This is a genomic window from Azospirillum terrae, from assembly GCF_053470425.1.
Genome location: NZ_JBPXMR010000002.1, coordinates 676,459 through 692,111 on the forward strand (window position 1 = coordinate 676,459; position 15,653 = coordinate 692,111).

16 protein-coding genes are annotated in these 15,653 nt (G+C 69.4%); 3 read left to right on the forward strand and 13 right to left on the reverse strand.

Going from position 1 to position 15,653, the window contains the following annotated elements:
* Nucleotides 1–2: 2 nt before the first annotated feature.
* Nucleotides 3–635: a DsbA family protein gene (locus tag ACSVDD_RS09730; RefSeq protein ID WP_448189131.1), complete on the reverse strand. Its 633-nt coding sequence runs from the start codon at nt 633–635 to the stop codon at nt 3–5.
* Nucleotides 636–708: 73 nt separating this feature from the next.
* A complete protein-coding gene (locus tag ACSVDD_RS09735; RefSeq protein ID WP_448189132.1) occupies nt 709–1,176 on the reverse strand; it encodes a DUF721 domain-containing protein in 468 nt (155 codons plus the stop codon).
* A 113-nt stretch (nt 1,177–1,289) separates the two neighbouring features.
* On the opposite strand from ACSVDD_RS09735, the gene mutY reads away from it, so the two are divergent.
* Both mutY and ACSVDD_RS09745 read left to right on the forward strand, forming a co-directional pair.
* Nucleotides 1,290–2,321, forward strand: a complete 1,032-nt coding sequence (mutY, locus tag ACSVDD_RS09740) for an A/G-specific adenine glycosylase (RefSeq protein WP_448189133.1) — start codon at nt 1,290–1,292, stop codon at nt 2,319–2,321.
* 147 nt (nt 2,322–2,468) lie between these two features.
* Nucleotides 2,469–3,161, forward strand: coding sequence for a DUF1194 domain-containing protein (locus ACSVDD_RS09745; RefSeq protein WP_448189134.1), 693 nt, complete (start codon nt 2,469–2,471; stop codon nt 3,159–3,161).
* Here the strand turns inward: ACSVDD_RS09745 and ACSVDD_RS09750 are convergent.
* The 11 genes from ACSVDD_RS09750 to ACSVDD_RS09800 all read right to left on the reverse strand — a co-directional run bounded on the left by ACSVDD_RS09750 (nt 3,158) and on the right by ACSVDD_RS09800 (nt 14,568).
* Nucleotides 3,158–3,532, reverse strand: a complete 375-nt coding sequence (locus ACSVDD_RS09750) for a dihydroneopterin aldolase (protein ID WP_448189135.1) — start codon at nt 3,530–3,532, stop codon at nt 3,158–3,160. The two genes, ACSVDD_RS09745 and ACSVDD_RS09750, sit on opposite strands and share 4 nt — an antisense overlap.
* 79 nt (nt 3,533–3,611) lie before the next feature.
* Complete coding sequence (locus ACSVDD_RS09755; RefSeq protein ID WP_448189136.1) at nt 3,612–4,694, reverse strand: site-specific DNA-methyltransferase; 1,083 nt, start codon at nt 4,692–4,694, stop codon at nt 3,612–3,614.
* Between the two features lie 94 nt (nt 4,695–4,788).
* Nucleotides 4,789–5,427, reverse strand: a complete 639-nt coding sequence (gene rnhB / locus ACSVDD_RS09760; RefSeq protein WP_448189137.1) for a ribonuclease HII — start codon at nt 5,425–5,427, stop codon at nt 4,789–4,791.
* 260 nt (nt 5,428–5,687) lie between these two features.
* Complete coding sequence (locus tag ACSVDD_RS09765; protein ID WP_448189138.1) at nt 5,688–6,386, reverse strand: lysozyme inhibitor LprI family protein; 699 nt, start codon at nt 6,384–6,386, stop codon at nt 5,688–5,690.
* Nucleotides 6,387–6,404: 18 nt separating this feature from the next.
* Nucleotides 6,405–6,983, reverse strand: a complete 579-nt coding sequence (locus ACSVDD_RS09770; RefSeq protein ID WP_448189139.1) for a hypothetical protein — start codon at nt 6,981–6,983, stop codon at nt 6,405–6,407.
* A gap of 63 nt (nt 6,984–7,046) precedes the next feature.
* Nucleotides 7,047–7,922 carry a 4-(cytidine 5'-diphospho)-2-C-methyl-D-erythritol kinase gene (locus ACSVDD_RS09775; protein ID WP_448189140.1) on the reverse strand — a complete coding sequence of 292 codons (876 nt, stop codon included), beginning with the start codon at nt 7,920–7,922 and terminating at the stop codon, nt 7,047–7,049.
* A gap of 155 nt (nt 7,923–8,077) precedes the next feature.
* Complete coding sequence (locus ACSVDD_RS09780) at nt 8,078–9,805, reverse strand: tetratricopeptide repeat protein (protein ID WP_448189141.1); 1,728 nt, start codon at nt 9,803–9,805, stop codon at nt 8,078–8,080.
* Nucleotides 9,806–10,045: 240 nt separating this feature from the next.
* On the reverse strand, nt 10,046–10,996 hold the full coding sequence (locus ACSVDD_RS09785) for an aminoglycoside phosphotransferase family protein (RefSeq protein WP_448189142.1): 951 nt from the start codon (nt 10,994–10,996) through the stop codon (nt 10,046–10,048).
* A gap of 157 nt (nt 10,997–11,153) precedes the next feature.
* Nucleotides 11,154–11,690: a molybdenum cofactor biosynthesis protein B gene (gene moaB / locus ACSVDD_RS09790; protein ID WP_448189143.1), complete on the reverse strand. Its 537-nt coding sequence runs from the start codon at nt 11,688–11,690 to the stop codon at nt 11,154–11,156.
* Entirely contained in the window at nt 11,677–13,461 is a 1,785-nt protein-coding gene (locus tag ACSVDD_RS09795; RefSeq protein WP_448189144.1) for a lytic transglycosylase domain-containing protein, read from the reverse strand. Before ACSVDD_RS09795 ends, moaB begins: the two co-directional genes overlap by 14 nt.
* A 303-nt stretch (nt 13,462–13,764) precedes the next feature.
* A complete protein-coding gene (locus ACSVDD_RS09800) occupies nt 13,765–14,568 on the reverse strand; it encodes a uracil-DNA glycosylase (protein ID WP_448189145.1) in 804 nt (267 codons plus the stop codon).
* A 105-nt stretch (nt 14,569–14,673) separates the two neighbouring features.
* Between ACSVDD_RS09800 and ACSVDD_RS09805 the strand changes: the two genes are divergently transcribed.
* Nucleotides 14,674–15,653 (forward strand): NAD(P)/FAD-dependent oxidoreductase (locus tag ACSVDD_RS09805; protein WP_448189146.1); only part of this gene is annotated, 980 nt, incomplete at its 3' end.

The following is a 15,653-nucleotide window of genomic DNA, read 5'->3' on the forward strand; positions in this document are numbered from 1 at the left end:
CCTTACTTGGCCAGCTTGTCGATGGCCGCGGCGAACGCCTCGAACGGCTGGGCGCCTTCGATCCGCGCGGCGCCGTCGTTCAGGACGAAGGTCGGCGTCGACTCGATCTTGTCCTTGTTCTGCGCTTCCAGGCGGATGTTGAGGATGCCGTCGGCGAGCTTCTGGTCGTTCCAGCACGCCTTGATGGTGTCCTCGCTGATGCCGGCCAGCTTTCCGATCTGGGTCAGCGCTGCCGCCGGATCCTTGGCGGACGACCACTGCTGCTGCCCCTTGAACAGCACGTCGAGCAGCGGGTAGTAGCGCTCCTGCGGCGCGCAGCGGGCCAGCATGGAGGCGCGCAGAGCCCACTGGTCGAAGGGGAAGTCGCGGAACACCAGCTTGGCCTTGCCGGTGTCGATGTACTTCTCCTTGATCTTCGGCAGCGTCTCGGCTTCGAAGCGGGCGCAGTGCGGGCAGGTCAGCGACGCGTATTCGACGATGGTGACCGGGGCCTTCGGATCGCCCAGCACGCGGTCGGTCAACGCCTTCGTGGTGTCGATGGTCTGAGCACCGGCGGGGCTGCCGACGAGGGCAACCGCGGCAAACAGGGCGAACGCCCCCAGGGCTGCCCTCAGAGTTTCTACGTATCGGCGCACCTTGCCCTCCTGGCTACTAGATGTGGGGATTATAACGAGCGCCTTGGAGGCGACAAGCCCCCAGCGCAGGGATTCACCGTTTCTTGCGCCCCAACAGCGAGCGGCCGAAGCGCTCCAGCGATTCGCGCAGGCCTTCATCCTCAATGGTCGCCGTGGCGGACATGACGGCGATCTCCTCGTCCATGCTGAGAGTGCGCGGCACGGGTGCGCGCAGCGCGGACGTGGTGAGCGGGGCGGCGTGCACGAGGCGCAGGCGCGCCACGGCCTTGTAGCCGAAGAAGCCGTTGATCTTCTCGACGATCAGCGGCTCCAGATGCTGGAGTTCGAGCGCGATGGCGCCCATGGCACGGACGTGCAGCGTGGCGTCCTCGCGCTTGCCCCTGGGGAAGACCAGCTTGTCCGGCTGGGTGCGCAGCGCCAGCTGGTGCCCGACGATGGTCGGCCAGTCGGTGATCAGCGCGCCGAAAGCGAGGCCGCGCTTGCCCAGCGCCTTGCCCGCCACATTCGGCACCGTGCCGCCGATGAGTCGTGGTCCGGCCATGATGTGTTCCGTAAGTGCACCCGGCCTTGAACCTAGCGCGCCCGGCGTTCTCACGCCAGTGCGTGGCTCGTGACCCTTTTGCAGGATGGCGCGGATCGCTATGTGTCAGCCCTATGAACGATGCCATCCACGTGGCCGCAGGGCTGCTCTCCTGGTACGACCGCCACCGCCGCGACCTTCCCTGGCGAAGCCCGCCAGGGGAATACGCCGACCCCTACCGGGTGTGGCTGTCGGAGATCATGCTCCAGCAGACCACGGTGCCGGCCGCCGCCCCCTACTTCCGCGCCTTCACCGAGCGCTGGCCGATGGTGGAGGATCTCGCCGCGGCGTCGCTGGATGAGGTGCTGGTGGCGTGGGCCGGGCTCGGCTACTACGCGCGGGCGCGCAACCTGCATAAGTGCGCGGCATTCGTCACCGAACGGTATAGCGGGCGCTTCCCGGACAGCGAGGCGGCGTTGCTGGAGTTGCCGGGGGTGGGCGCCTACACCGCGGCGGCCATCGCCGCCATCGCGTTCGGCCGGCCGGCCACGGTGGTGGACGGCAACGTCGAGCGCGTCGTCGCCCGCCTGTTTGCGGTCGAGGAGCCGCTGCCCGGTGTCAAGCCGAAGTTGCGGGCGCTGGCCGCCACGCTGACACCGCAAGAGAGGTCAGGTGACTACGCGCAGGCGATGATGGACCTGGGGGCGACGGTCTGCACGCCGCGCAAGCCCAAATGCATGCTCTGTCCGGTGGCCGAGGCCTGCGCCGCCCGCGCCGCCGGCATCCAGGAGGAACTGCCGCGCAAGTCCGCCAAGGGCGAAAAGCCGACGCGGCGCGGCACCGCCTATTGGCTGATCAACCCGGAAGGGGCGGTGCTGCTGCGCCGCCGCGCCGAGACGGGACTGCTGGGCGGCATGGCCGAGGTGCCGTCGTCCGGCTGGGAGCCGGGCGGGGCGCCGCCGCTCGACGTGGCGTGGCGGGCGTTGCCGGGAATGGTCCGCCATACTTTCAGCCATTTTCACCTGGAACTTCAGGTGCTCACCGGCCGCGCCGGGGCCGACTGGGCCGAGGCCGAGGGGCAATGGGTGCCGCTCGACCGGCTTGGCGACCAGGCGCTGCCCTCGGTGATGCGCAAGGTGGTCCGCCACGCGCTGGCGCATGTGTGAACGTATGCCGGGAAATTCGAGCACCTCTCTCAGTCGTCATCCCCGCGCAGGCGGGGATCCACCGGTTCAGGCGCTTCGTCCGGAACAATGGATCCCCGCCTGCGCGGGGATGACGGTGAAAAGGGGGCGGCTTTGGTGGGAATCCAGATGCTGAAACGCCTTCTGTTCCTTGTTCTGCTGCTGGTATCCCTGCCCGCCGCGGCGCAGCCGGTGCCGGGGCGCAAGCCGCAGCCGTTGCGGCCGGTCGGCTTGGAACTGGTGCTGCTGGTGGACGGCTCGGCCAGCATCACGGTGGGCGATCTGGAGTTCCAGCTGCGCGGCCACGCCGCCGCCTTCGCCGACCCGGAGGTCGCCGACGCGCTGGCCGGGCGTGGGGTGGCGGTGACGCTGGCGGTGTTCTCCGGGCCGAAGACGTTGCGGGTGCTGGTGCCGTGGACGGTGATCGCCAGCGCCGACGAGTCGCTGGCCTTCGCCACCAAGGTCCTGACCGCGCCGCGCGACGGCCGGGCGGACTCCACCGCCATCGGCAGCGCCATCGAGGACGCCGCAAAGCTGTTCGCCGGCAGCGGCGTGCGCTCGGAGCGTCAGGTCATCGATCTGGTCGCCAACGGCTTTTCCAACGCCGGGCTCGACCCGGCGGAGGCCCGCGACCGGGCGGTGGCGCGCGGCATCACCATCAACGCGCTCGCCATCCTCGACGAGTTTCCGTGGCTGGAAGAGTACTTCACCGAGAACGTCATCGGCGGCGCAAACTGCTTCACCAAGTCGGCGATGGACCGCGAGACCTTCGTCGAGGCGTTGCGCCAGAAGCTGGTGCTGGAGGTGGCGGCGCTGCCTTAGCGCGAGCGCTCGATCTCCACGCCGACCGAGGCGGCGTCGGGGAACACGTCCAGCTTTTCCACGCGCACGATCGCCTTGCGCACGCGGGCATCCTGAAGGCAGCGGGCGGCGATGCGCTCGGCCAGCGTCTCGATGAGCGTGGTGTGGCCCTGGCCGGCGACGGCGCGGATCGCCGCGACGCCGTCCTCGCCGGTGACGCCGGAGCCGACGACCTCCAAATCGAGGTTCAGGCGGATGCGCTGCGGCGCGACCTTCTCGTGGTCATAGACGCCGATGGAGGCGTCCATCACCATGTCGCGCACGAACACGCGGTTGAGAAGCGTGGCCGTGGCCAAGCGGGGCGCGGTGACGGTGGCAAACAGCTTGTTCATGGGCGAACGGGTACCACGGGGCACCCGCCGCGGACAAGCCCGAGGCCCTGCGGCAAACGCAGGGCTGGCTTCGACACCGTCAGTGCTTCTCCGCCCGGATCTGCTCGCGCAGCACGTCGATGGGCTTGAGCTGGCCGGCGTCCTCGTAGTGCCAGAAGGTCCAGCCGTTGCAGGCCGGCAGGCCGGTCATCGCCGCGCCGACGCGGTGGATCGAACCGGCGTGGTTGCCCAGATGGTTGGTGCCGACCAGCGTGCCGTCGGCCTTCACGTGCGCCGCCACGCGCCGACGCAGGTCGAACAGAGTGACGCCGGGGCGCAGCAGGCCGCGCTCCACCACCGCGCCGAAGGGGATGCGCGGCGCCTGCCGCTTGGGCGGAGCGTCGAGCAGCGACGGGTCCGGCGCCTCCTCGGTGGCGTCGATGCGGGCCTGCGCCATCCTGGCATAGCCTTCCTCGCGCTCCAGGCCGATCCACTTGCGGCCCAGGCGCTTGGCGACGGCGCCGGTGGTGCCGGTGCCGAAGAACGGGTCGAGCACCACGTCGCCCACCTTGGTGGAGGACAGGATGACGCGATAGAGCAGGGACTCCGGCTTCTGCGTCGGGTGGATCTTCTGGCCCTTCTCGTCGCGCAGCCGCTCCGAACCCGTGCAGATCGGCAGCACCCAGTCGCTGCGCATCTGAAGATCCTCGTTGAGGTTCTTCATGGTGTCGTAGTTGAAGCGGTAGCGCGCGTCCTTGTCGCGCGACGCCCAGATCATCGTCTCGTGCGCGTTGGCGAAACGCGTGCCGCGGAAGTTCGGCATCGGGTTGGTCTTGCGCCAGACGATGTCGTTGAGGATCCAGAAGCCGAGATCCTGCAGCACCGAACCGACGCGGAAGATGTTGTGGTAGCTGCCGATCACCCACAGCGTGCCGTCGGGCTTCAGCACGCGGCGCACCGCGGCCAGCCAGTCGCGGGAGAACTTGTCGTAGGTGGAGAAGTCCTGGAACTTGTCCCACTCGTCGTCCACGCCGTCGACGCGGGTGTGGTTCGGGCGCAGCAGCTCGCCGCCGAGCTGGAGGTTGTAGGGCGGGTCGGCGAAGACCATGTCGACCGACCCCGCCGGCAGCCCATTCATCAGGGACACGCAGTCCCCAAGGAGAATCCGATTCGGCTCCAGCATACCCACACCCGTCATTTTCCGCGAATCACCTGAGCCGACAATGATTCAGGCCCGAGTCGCCGTCAACGGGAATTTTAGGAAAGAGTCTTGGGAGTCAGCGTCTTAGAGCCAGTTCCTCAGACACCGGACCAAAGGTGGTACGGTGATGCGGTGTGGGCCCCAAGCGCTTGAGTGCGGCGAGGTGCACGGCGGTCGGATAACCGGCGTTGCTGTCCCAGCCGAAATCGGGGAACTGCGCGTGCAGGTCCATCATGATGCGGTCGCGTTCGACCTTGGCGACGATGGAGGCGGCGGCGATGGACAGGCTGATGCTGTCGCCTTTGACCACCGTCTGCACCGCGCAGGCCAGCTTCGGCGCCTTGTTGCCGTCCACCAGCGCGTGGGTCGGCGCCACGCCCAACCCCTCCACGGCGCGGCGCATGGCGAGCAAGGCGGCGTGCAGGATGTTGATCTCGTCGATCTCCGCCACCGACGCCTCGGCGACGCAGACGGCCAGCGCGTGCTCGCGGATCAGCGGCGCCAATTCCTCACGGGCGCGGGCGGTGAGCTTTTTGCTGTCGTGGATGCGGCTGGCGATGGAGGCCGGCAGGCCGTTCGCGGGCAGCACGACGGCGGCGGCCATGACCGGCCCGGCGAGCGGCCCGCGGCCGACTTCGTCCACCCCGCAGACGATGGCGCTGGGGCCGCAGGCGATTTCCAGGTGCAGGTCGGGGCGGGGGGCGGGAGCTTTCATGGGCGGCAGCATAGCGGGGCGCCGGAAGGGTGCAAGCGGGACGCTCGGGTCGTGGTGCGGCGGGCAAGAATTCACACGGATTTTGGGGATTTGAACACGGATTACACGGATTTTCTTTGATGCTTGCAGAGTCTCGGGTCACCCCGGAGGCCGTTGCTGCGCACGAATAAAAAAAATCCGTGTAATCCGTGCCTAAATCCGTGCAATCCGTGTGAATCTTGCCCCCCATTGCGGACCGCCCAGCCCCAGGCCGGAGCCCGTCACTTCCTTCGGACGTAGTCGAAGAGGATGGAGCCGTTCATGCCGCACCAGTTCCCGCTCGTCGCCCGGTTGGCGTCGTTCTCCGGGATGCGGATGCCGGCCGGGCCGTTGCGTTCCACGATCAGGCCGTTGCCCTCCGCATCCGGCGTGCCGACGACCAGCGCGCCCTTCTCGTTCACCCGGCCGATGCCGGAGAAGTCGCAGACCCAGCGGGCGGACTTCGGTTCGGCGCCGTTGACGCTGAACGCCAGGGTGCCGTTGCGCAGGCCCAGGACGGCGACGTCCATGAAGCCGCCGTAATCGAACCGGCCGATGTAGGGATCGGCGGGCGAGGGCGCTCCCGGATCGGGTTTGAACGTCAGCACCGCCAAGCGCCGCTCATAGCTCGTCCGCAAGCAGCCGGCGTCGGGGCCGCAGGCGTTGCGGTCGGCCAGCCACGCCTTCTGGTCGGCCTTCACCGCCGCCTGGATCGCGTTGGTGTCGGGGTCGGAGCCTCCGAGGCGCTGGATCGCTTCCTTGAAGGCCGCCGCCATGCGTTCGTCGAGCTTGGAAACCGCCGGGTCGGCGCAGATCGCCTTTTCCACCGGGGTCGAAGCCTTGGCGCAGGGGAAGCTCGCTGCCACCGCGCCGGGCGGGCCGGCCAGCAACGCCACGGCAATGCCGCCAAGGAAAGCGAACCGCGGTGTGATCTGTGCCAAGGCTCTCATCCTCCCGGATCAGTCCAGCGTCCAGCGTGTCATATGGGGGAAGGGCGGCAGGCCGTTATCGCCCAGATGGCCGAACATGCCGGAAAAGCCGGTCATGCCGGCCTGGGCCAGGCCCAGCGGACCGTAATGGGTTCCCCGCTCCAGCCACGCCCGCATCGGGTGCGTCCCCTCATACTGGTGCTGGTGGTAGGAACCGGGGAAGAAAATACAGTCCAGCGGCAGCCCAAGATGCACGACGACCGCGTAGGACCATGCCTGTGACATAAATTCGCCCTGCCGGGCCGCCTGTGTAAGCTGAGGATCGGCGAGGTTGTCCGCTCCCGTCTCTTCCGCGAGGAGGGCCTCGATGTCCGCCTGCAAGTCCGTTCCCAGCCTTGGCCAGTAGCGCCGCGGCACGACGATGATGTGCCCGGCCTCGTGTAGGATATCGCCCGATCCGACCAAGGTGTCGGGGTCGATATGGAGCACCCCGGCATGGATGTTCACGCCCGGCAGGAAACCGTTGTGAGCCCCTTCGCCGTACTCGACGCCCAAGCCGATGCCGCGCAGAAAGCCGACGATAGGCTCCAATGCTTCCGGGTGATGCATCCGTCCTCTCCGCTTATTAGAAAACTTGGAGGGATAATCGCGGAATGGACGCGAGCGGGCAACTCACGAATTCAACAGTCGGGCCGCGCGCACCCACCAGCCCGGCCGCGCCAACCGCGCCGCGGCGGCGTCCGCGTCACCGGCCGTGGCGTAGAGCCCGAAGCAGGTCGCCCCGCTGCCCGACAGGCGGGCGAGCCGGCAGCCGGGCGTGGCCTCCAGCGCCGCCAGCACGTCGGCGATCACCGGGGCGACGGTCAGCGCCGGTTCGGTCAGGTCGTTGCGCCGCCGGGCCAGCAGCGCCGCCAGTTCCGCCGCGTCGGCGGGTGCCTGACCAAAGCGGGCGGCTGGCGAGAAACCGCCTTGCCGCGCCTTGAAGACCGCCGGCGTCGGCACCGGCACGCCGGGGTTGACCAGCACGGCGTGCGTCTCGGGAAGGGCGGGGGCGGGGTCGAGCCGGTCGCCGATGCCACCGAAATAGGCCGGCCGGCCGGCGAGGCAGACCGGCACGTCGGCGCCCAGCCCGGCGCCCACCGCATGCAGGTCAGGGTGGTCCGCCGGCAGCCCCCACAGCCGCGCCAGCGCCCGCAGGCACGCCGCCGCGTCGGCCGAGCCGCCGCCGATGCCGGACGCCACCGGCAGGTTCTTTTCCAGGGCGATGCGCACCGTCGCGGTCCGGCCGCAGCGCTCGGCCAGGGCCAGGGCGGCGCGGGTGACCAGATTGCTCTGCGGGGCCTCGGCGATCAGCGGGCCGGCGAAGGGGCCGGTGATGGTCAGGTGCGGGCCATCGGCGGCTGGGCTGACGGTCAGCCGGTCGCCCACATCGGCGAAGGCGACGAGGCTGTCCAACTCGTGGAAGCCGTCGGCTCGCCGGCCGAGCACGTGCAGGTACAGGTTCAGCTTGGCCGGGGCGGCCTCGACGATGGGAGCGGTGTCGGTCATGGCCGACACCTACCCCAAACCTCCTTCACGCGGAAGCGTTCATACCGGCGGCGCTTGATCGTTTCCATCGAGCGCTGCCGGTAAAACCCGACAGATCAATGCTTTAGCATTGATTGAAAGGGTGATGCGGACGACGCCTTCAGGCGCCGGCCGCATCACTGCGGCTTCGGGCCGGGGCTCTCGACCTTGGCGGCCTGGACGGTGGGAAGGCCTTTGTCCAGCTTCTCCAGGATCTCGTCCTTTTCCTTCTGGTCCTCGGCGGTGCGCAGCGCGCGCTGCCATTGGAAACGGGCCTCGTTGCGGCGGCCGACGCGCCAGTAGGCGTCGCCGAGATGGTCGTTGATGGTCGAGTCCACCGGCCGCAACTCGACGGCGCGCTCCAGCTTGCCCACCGCGCCCTCGAACTCGCCCATGCGGTAGAGCGCCCAGCCCAGGCTGTCGATGATGTAGCCGTCGCGCGGCTTCAGCTCGACCGCGCGCTCGATCATCGCCTTGGCCTTGTCCAGGTTCTGCCCGCGGTCCACCCAGCTGTAGCCGAGGTAGTTGAGCAGGTAAGGCTCGTCCGGCTTCAGCTCCAGCGCCTTCTTCAGGTCGGCCTCGGCCTGTGGCCACTGCTCCTGCTTGTCCTGGGTCAGCGCGCGGGCGTAGTAGACGACCCAGTGCCGCTCCTCGGGCGTGCCGATGCGCTCCAGCGCCTTGGTGTAGACCTCCGTCGCCTCGGCGTGGCGCTTGGTGATGCGGTAGAGGTCACCCAGGCGGATCAGCGCGTCGGTGCGTTCCGGCTGCTCGGCGGCCAGCTTGGTCAGCAGGCCGATGGCCTCGTCGTTGCGATCCAGGCGGGACAGCGCCTCTGAGGCGCGCAGGCGGGCGGCCCAGCCCAGCACCGGGTCCTGCTCCAGCGCCTTGTACTCGGCCAGCGCCTCGTCGTGGTGCTCGCGCGCCTCCATGATGTCGCCGATCATCAGGTGCGCCAGCGTCAGGTCCGGACGCAGGTGCAGTGCGATGCGGCCGAACAGCAGCGCGGTCTCCTCCGCCCCCTCGTGGTGCAGCGCGCTGCCCAGGTCGAACAGCGCCTCGCCCAGGCCCTGGCGGGCGTCGGCGACGATGGGCTTGGGCGGCTTGGCCGAGTCCAGCGCCTTCAGCGCCGGCTCGATCATCAAATTGTCCGGGTTGCCGTTGCGGAACGCCGTGTAGAGCTTGCGCGCCTCGTCCTTCTGGCCCTGGCGTTCGTAGAAGTTGCCGACCAGCTGAACGACGCGCAGCGGCGCCTCGTTGCCGATGACGCGGCGATAGAACTCGCCCGCCTCCGCCGGCTTGCCGCCGAGGTCGAGCACCAGCGCCATGTGCAGGTTGTGCAGCGCCGCGAAGCCGCTCGCCGCCGCCAGCGGCGCCAGCCCCTGCTGCGCCTTGGCGGTGTCCTTGCGCGCGGCGGCCAGCCACGCGTCGTACAGCGGCCCGATGAACTTGGCGAGGCCGTCGCGCGGCATCCCCTTCGCCAACTCATCCGCCTCGTTCAGGCGGTCGTGCTTCAGGGCGTCGGCAATCAGCAGCGCCGCGGCGAGCTGTGGTTCGCCGTCCTGGCCGGTCAGGCGCTTCGCCATCATCAGCGCCGCGTCCACCTGCCCCTCGCCGAGCTTCAGGATATAGGCGCGGCGCAGCAGCGACAGGTCGCTGGGATTGGCGGCCAGCGCCTGCCCCATGTAGGTCGCGGCGGCCCCCCAATCGTCCTGATGCTGGGCGAAGCGGCCGGCGAGGTAGCTGCCGGTCCCCGTGACGAGCACCGGCCCATCCGTCGCCGCGAACGCGGGGGCCGTCAGGGGAAGGCTTGCCGCCACGAGCAGGGCGGTCGCCACAACGCCGCGTTTGGTCCGGGAAGTCATCATGCCGCGTCCGATCCAGGTGATGCCGGTAACATAGATAAGTGCGGACGCACCGCTTTCACGGGGTCGGTACTCCGCCGGTCGAATCGAGCCTAAGCCCGAAGGCCCGTGGCTTCAACACGCACGCCGGGGGTGGGGCGCGACAAAACTGGGTGAAGGGCCGCGACTGCGGCCCCGCGCACACGTGTGCGCGAAGGCAAGGGGTCGGATGGCCCCGCCCGCCGATTGAGGGACAAGATAGATTCAGCTCCAGTCCTGGCGGACGTGGTCGATGGTGGCGGGGCGGAAGACGTCGGCGACGCGCTCTTGCAGGTGGGCGCGCAAGGCGTCCGGCATGCCGGGGGAGAGCCGGTCGCCCTCGATCTTCCAGCGCGCCATCCACGACAGGCTGCGCAGCCACGTGAGGCGGCGCAACGGCTTCAGCCATGGTTTGACGGCGGCGGCGAGGCTGCCGGGGACGGCGTGTTCCCACGCCGCATGGAAGGCGGCCACATCATTCGGGGTCAGCGCCGCCGCCACGTCCGGGTCCCACATGGTGGAGGTGTAGAGGCTGGCGTGGGCGAGGTCGATGGCCGGGTGGCCGTACTGTGCCTTCTCCAGATCGGTGAACCACGCCTTGCCCGCGGCGTCGATCAGGAAGTTGCCGGGGTGGGTGTCGGTGCCGACCAGCGTGATAGGCATGGGGGCGTCGATTTTTGCAGCCTGCGCGGCGGCCAACTCCGCCTCGATGCGGACGAGGGCGTCCGGTTCCAGGCCGGCGCGGGCGAAATGCTCGGCTTGCCGCAGCACCAGCGCCAGCGTCGCGGCCACCGGGTCGGGTGGGCTCGCCAGCGGCGGGCGTTCATTGGGCAGCGGCAGGCGGTGCAGCGCGGCCAGGGCTTCGGCGATGGCCGGCATGTCGTCGGGCAGGCGCGGCGGGCGGCCGGCGATCTCGGTGACCAGCAGGGCACCCATGGGCAGCCCGTCGCGCGGCTCCAGCACGCCGACCAGTTCCGGCGTGTGGCCGCCCGCGGCGGCGCGGGCGAAGGCGGCGGCTTGGTAGGCGAGGTTGGCCGCCGGGTCGAGCCCGACCTGACTCCAGCGCGGCACCCGCGCGACGACACCGCGGCCGATGAGGCGTACGTGGTCGTGCGCCACGCCCTTGAGGGGCATGGGCTGGAGGTCGGCGCCGAGGATTGCGGTAAGGGCGCTCAATACCCCTCCCCCTGCTCCGCAGGGGGAGGGAGGGGCCCACGAAGTGGGAGGGTGGGGGCTCGTTGTGTCCGAGAATCCACGGTTCAGCGGGGCTGAGGATTCTCGGGAAGGCCGTTGCCCCCTCCTAATCTCCCCCAGCGGGGCTGGGGGAGGGACTTTATTTTTCATGTTCGCGAAGCCGCGGCATCAGCTCGACGAGGTTGCAGGGGCGGTGGCGGTTGTCCAGTTGGGCTTCCAGAATGCCGTCCCAGGCGTCGCGGCAGGCGCTCGGCGAGCCGGGCAGCGCGAAGATGTAGGTCCCGTTCGCCACGCCGCCGGTCGCCCGGCTCTGAATCGTCGAGGTGCCGACCTTCTCGTAGCTCAGCCAGCGGAACAGCTCGCCGAAGCCGGGGATGCTCTTCTCGAACAGGCCCTCGACCGCCTCGGGCGTCACGTCGCGCCCCGTCACGCCGGTGCCGCCGGTGGTCAGCACCACGTCCACTTGCCCGTCGGCGATCCACGCCTGGACCTGCGCGCGGATGGACGCGATGTCGTCCTTCACGATGGCCCGTGCGGTCAGCGTGTGCCCGGCTTTTTCCAACCGCTCGATCAGCGCGGCGCCGGACTTGTCGTCGTCCAGGCTGCGCGTGTCGGACACGGTCATCACGGCGATGTTGACGGGGAGGAAGGGGCGGGTCTCGTCAATCCTGGGCATGCTGGGCGACCTGCGTCGGACGGGTATCCACCGGCATATAGACCGGCCAGCCCCCCGCCGCAACGGCGTCCAGCGACGTGGTCGGCTGGCCCAGGCGCATGCGGTAGATCCAGTAGTTCGCCAGCACCTTCCCGACGTAGTCGCGCGTCTCGCCGTAGGGCACGCTTTCGATGAACAGCAGCGGGTCGGTCACGTCGTCCATCTCGCGCCGCCACTTGGACAGCGTGCCGGGGCCGGCGTTGTAGGCCATGGCGAGCAGGAACAGGTTGTTGCCGACTTCCGGCATCGCCATCACCTCGGCCAGATAGCGCTGCCCCAGTTCCATGTTGTTGGCCGGGTCGAACAGCGCCGAGGGCTCGCTGTCCTTGTTGCCCAGATCCTCGTGACGGCCGACGACGTGCTCGGCGGTGGCCGGGATGATCTGCATGAGGCCGGTGGCGCCGGCCGAGCTGACCATGCGCGGCTCGAAGCGCGACTCCTGGCGCATCACCGCGAACACCAGCGCGCGGTCCACGGCAAAGCCGTTGCGCGGCTGCCAGTGCGGCAGCGGGAACAGCGCCGCGTCGTAGGGTGCGCCGTCCGGTGCCGTCACCGCGTTGCCGAGCCGCAGCGCCAGACTGGCCAGCCCGGCACGGTCGGCGAGCACCAGCAGCGCCTGTTCGACCAGCGCGTTGCCGCGCGGGTGAATGCGCCGCAGCTCGCGCTCGGCGGTGTCGGTCTGGCCGACCTGGAGCAAGGCGACGGCGCGCGCCCCGCCGGCCCGCTGGGCAAGTGCTGCGAGGTGCTGCCCGGTCAGTTCCGGTAACTGCCAGTTCAGCGCCTGCTGCTGGCCCAGCGTGCGCCCGGCGATCAGGCCGTAGAAGGTGTGCGGGTAGCGCGCCGCCACGGCAAGCTGGGCGCGCGCCTCGTCGTGCCGGCCTTTCCTGGCGTGCGCCCGCGCCGCCCAATAGGCCCCGGCGGCGACCATCCACGGCGAGCGCGGCCGGGCCGCCACCAGCGCGTCGAAATGGCGCGACGCCCGGTCGTACTGGTTGAGCCGCCACGCCGCCAGGCCGGCGATCCAGTGCGCGTCCTTCACCACCTCGCCCGAGCGGGCGGCGCTGGCCGAAGCCAGCGACAGCGCCTGCGAAACCTCGCCGCTGTAGTAGAGGGCGCTGGCGATGCGGGCGCGGGCGGTGTCGTACTGCACGGCGTCGAGCTGGCCCGACACGCCGTCGTCGCCGAGCAGCTTCAGCGCCGCTCCCGCCTTGCCGGCGCGCAGCAGATCGGTGACGCGGGACAGCGCCGCGGTGTCGGCGCGATTGCGCGCGGTGCGGCTGCGCGGTGTCACGCTGAGCGTCTCGCCCTCACCCTCGTCGCCGTCGTCGGCGAGCGGACGGGCGCCGGCCAGCCGTTCCAGCGAGCCGGTCAGCTTTTCCTCGTCGTGCTGCGGCGCCTTGGGTGCGCGGCCGCCGCTGGGCTGGCGACGCAACGCCAACTGGTGGATGCGGTCGGCACCGGCAAGGTCGGAATAGCGGTGCAGCCAGTCGTTCAGCTCGTCCCAGCCGGCCTTGCGGTCGGGGTGCAGCAGGCGCTGGCGCAGCACATGGCCGAGCAGCCGCTTGTCCTTCAGCGCGCGGATCTCGGCGTCGGCCGCGTCCCAGTCGGCGCGGTCCTGCTGCTCGAAGATGCGGCGATAGCGGGCGGCGTCCTCGTCACCGAGGAGGGCTGCGCGTGCCGTCTCGTCCGCCGGCAAAGTCACGGGCAGTCGTTCGGCAACGCCGACGTCCATCGGTGCGATCGGACGACCGTCCGGACCGTGGATCACGAGGGCGGCGCGGGCGGCGTTGTAAAGGCCATCCGAACCAGGCGCGGCGGAAACCAGAAGTGCCGCGCACAAGGCCCTCAGGAGTGTCTGCCGCAGCACGGTGGCATTCCATGCTGCGCTGCGAGATATCCCGAGCATTTGCCTGAAATATACTCATAACCGGCGAATGGCAAGTGTCCGATTCGCCGTACGCCGCTCCCCAAGTCATGGTGATGCAGCAAAAGTCGAAGCGGCACAACGGTTTGAGGTTCGTCGAGAACAATGGCACTAGCCCGTGTGGCCGATCCTTTGGCGCAAGGTTAGCAGATCACGCCACGCCTCGCGTTTGGATATGGGATTCCTCAAGAGATACGCGGGGTGCAGCATGGGCATTACGGGCACGGGCTTGCGCAGTCCGGGGGTGTTGTACTCGAACCACTGGCCGCGCAGCCGGGTGATCCCCTCCGGCCGGTCGAGCAGCGTCTTGGCCGAGGTGCCGCCCAGCAGCACCAGCACGTCTGGGCCGACCAGCTCGACATGGCGTTCCAGGAAGGGCAGGCAGGCGGTGATCTCCGCCTGAGCGGGGCTGCGGTTGCCGGGCGGGCGCCAGGGCAGGATGTTGGTGATGTAGACCTTGGTCCGGTCCAGGCCGATCCATTCCAGCATGCGGTCGAGCAGCTTGCCGCTGACGCCGACGAAGGGCTTGCCCTGACGGTCCTCGTCCTCGCCCGGCGCCTCGCCGATCAGCATGATCTTCGCCTGCGGGTCGCCATCGGCGAACACCGTGTTGGTGGCCGTGCGCTTCAGCGGGCAGCCGTCGAAGGCGCGCAGCGCCGCCTCCAGTTCGGCCAGAGTGCGGGCCTCGGCGGCGCGGGCGCGCGCCAACGCGCCGGCCTCGCTGGCGCCCAGCGGCTGGTCGGGGTTGGCGGCCGGCATGCGCTGCGCGGTGGCGGCCGGAGCTTTCGCGCGCGCCGCCGGCTGTGGGCGGGCGGCGAAATTGCTCCAGTCGGTCGGCGTGTCGGCGATCGCCTCGTCGCAGCCGATATCCACATGCCAGCGTAGCGCGGTGAGGATGTCGCAGAGGTCACTCATGGTTTGACCTTAGCACGGCTCCTGTGGTCATACAGTGGGATACCATGTCCAACATATGGACCAAGCCGCCCTGGCGGCAGGCAAGAAGAATTCGGGAGGCCGTCAATGGAGCGCGAACCGCGTGAGGTGATGGAATACGACGTCGTCGTCGTGGGTGGCGGTCCGTCCGGGCTGTCCGCCGCCATCCGTCTGAAACAACTGGCGAACGAGAGCGGCCGCGAGCTGTCGGTGTGCCTCATCGAGAAGGGCTCGGAGGTCGGCGCGCACCTGCTCTCCGGCGCCGTGTTCGAGCCGCACGCGCTCGACGAGCTGATCCCCGACTGGCGCGACAAGGGCGCGCCGCTGACCACGCGCGCCGCGGAAGACCGCTTCCTGTTCCTGACGGAAGCCAAGGCCTACCGCCTGCCCACCCCGCCGCAGATGAACAACCACGGCAACTTCATCATCAGCCTCGGCAACCTCGGCCGCTGGCTGGCCACCCAGGCCGAGGAGCTGGGCGTGGAGATCTACGCCGGCTTCGCGGGCGCCGAGGTGCTCTACGACGACACCGGCGCGGTCAAGGGTGTGGCCACCGGCGACATGGGCATCGGCAAGTCCGGCGAGCCGACCGGCAATTACACGCCGGGTGTGGAGCTGCACGCCCGCCAGACCATCTTCGCCGAGGGCTGCCGCGGCTCGCTGAGCAAGCTCCTGATGCAGAAGTTCAATCTGCGCGACGGCGTCGATCCGCAGACCTACGGCCTGGGCATCAAGGAGCTGTGGGAGATCGACCCGGCCAAGTCGAAGCCCGGTCTGATCGAGCACACGGTGGGCTGGCCCTTGGACCGCAAGACCTACGGCGGCTCGTGGCTGTACCACCTCGACAACAACCTGGTCTCGGTCGGCTTCGTCATCGGGCTCGACTACGAGAACCCGCACCTCAGCCCGTTCGAGGAGTTCCAGCGCTACAAGACGCACCCCGCCATCCGCCCGACCTTCGAGGGCGGCCGGCGCATCTCCTACGGCGCGCGCGCGCTCTCGGAAGGCGGCTTCCAGTCGATCCCCAAGCTGACCTTCCCCGGCGGGCTGCTGGTCGGCGACACGGC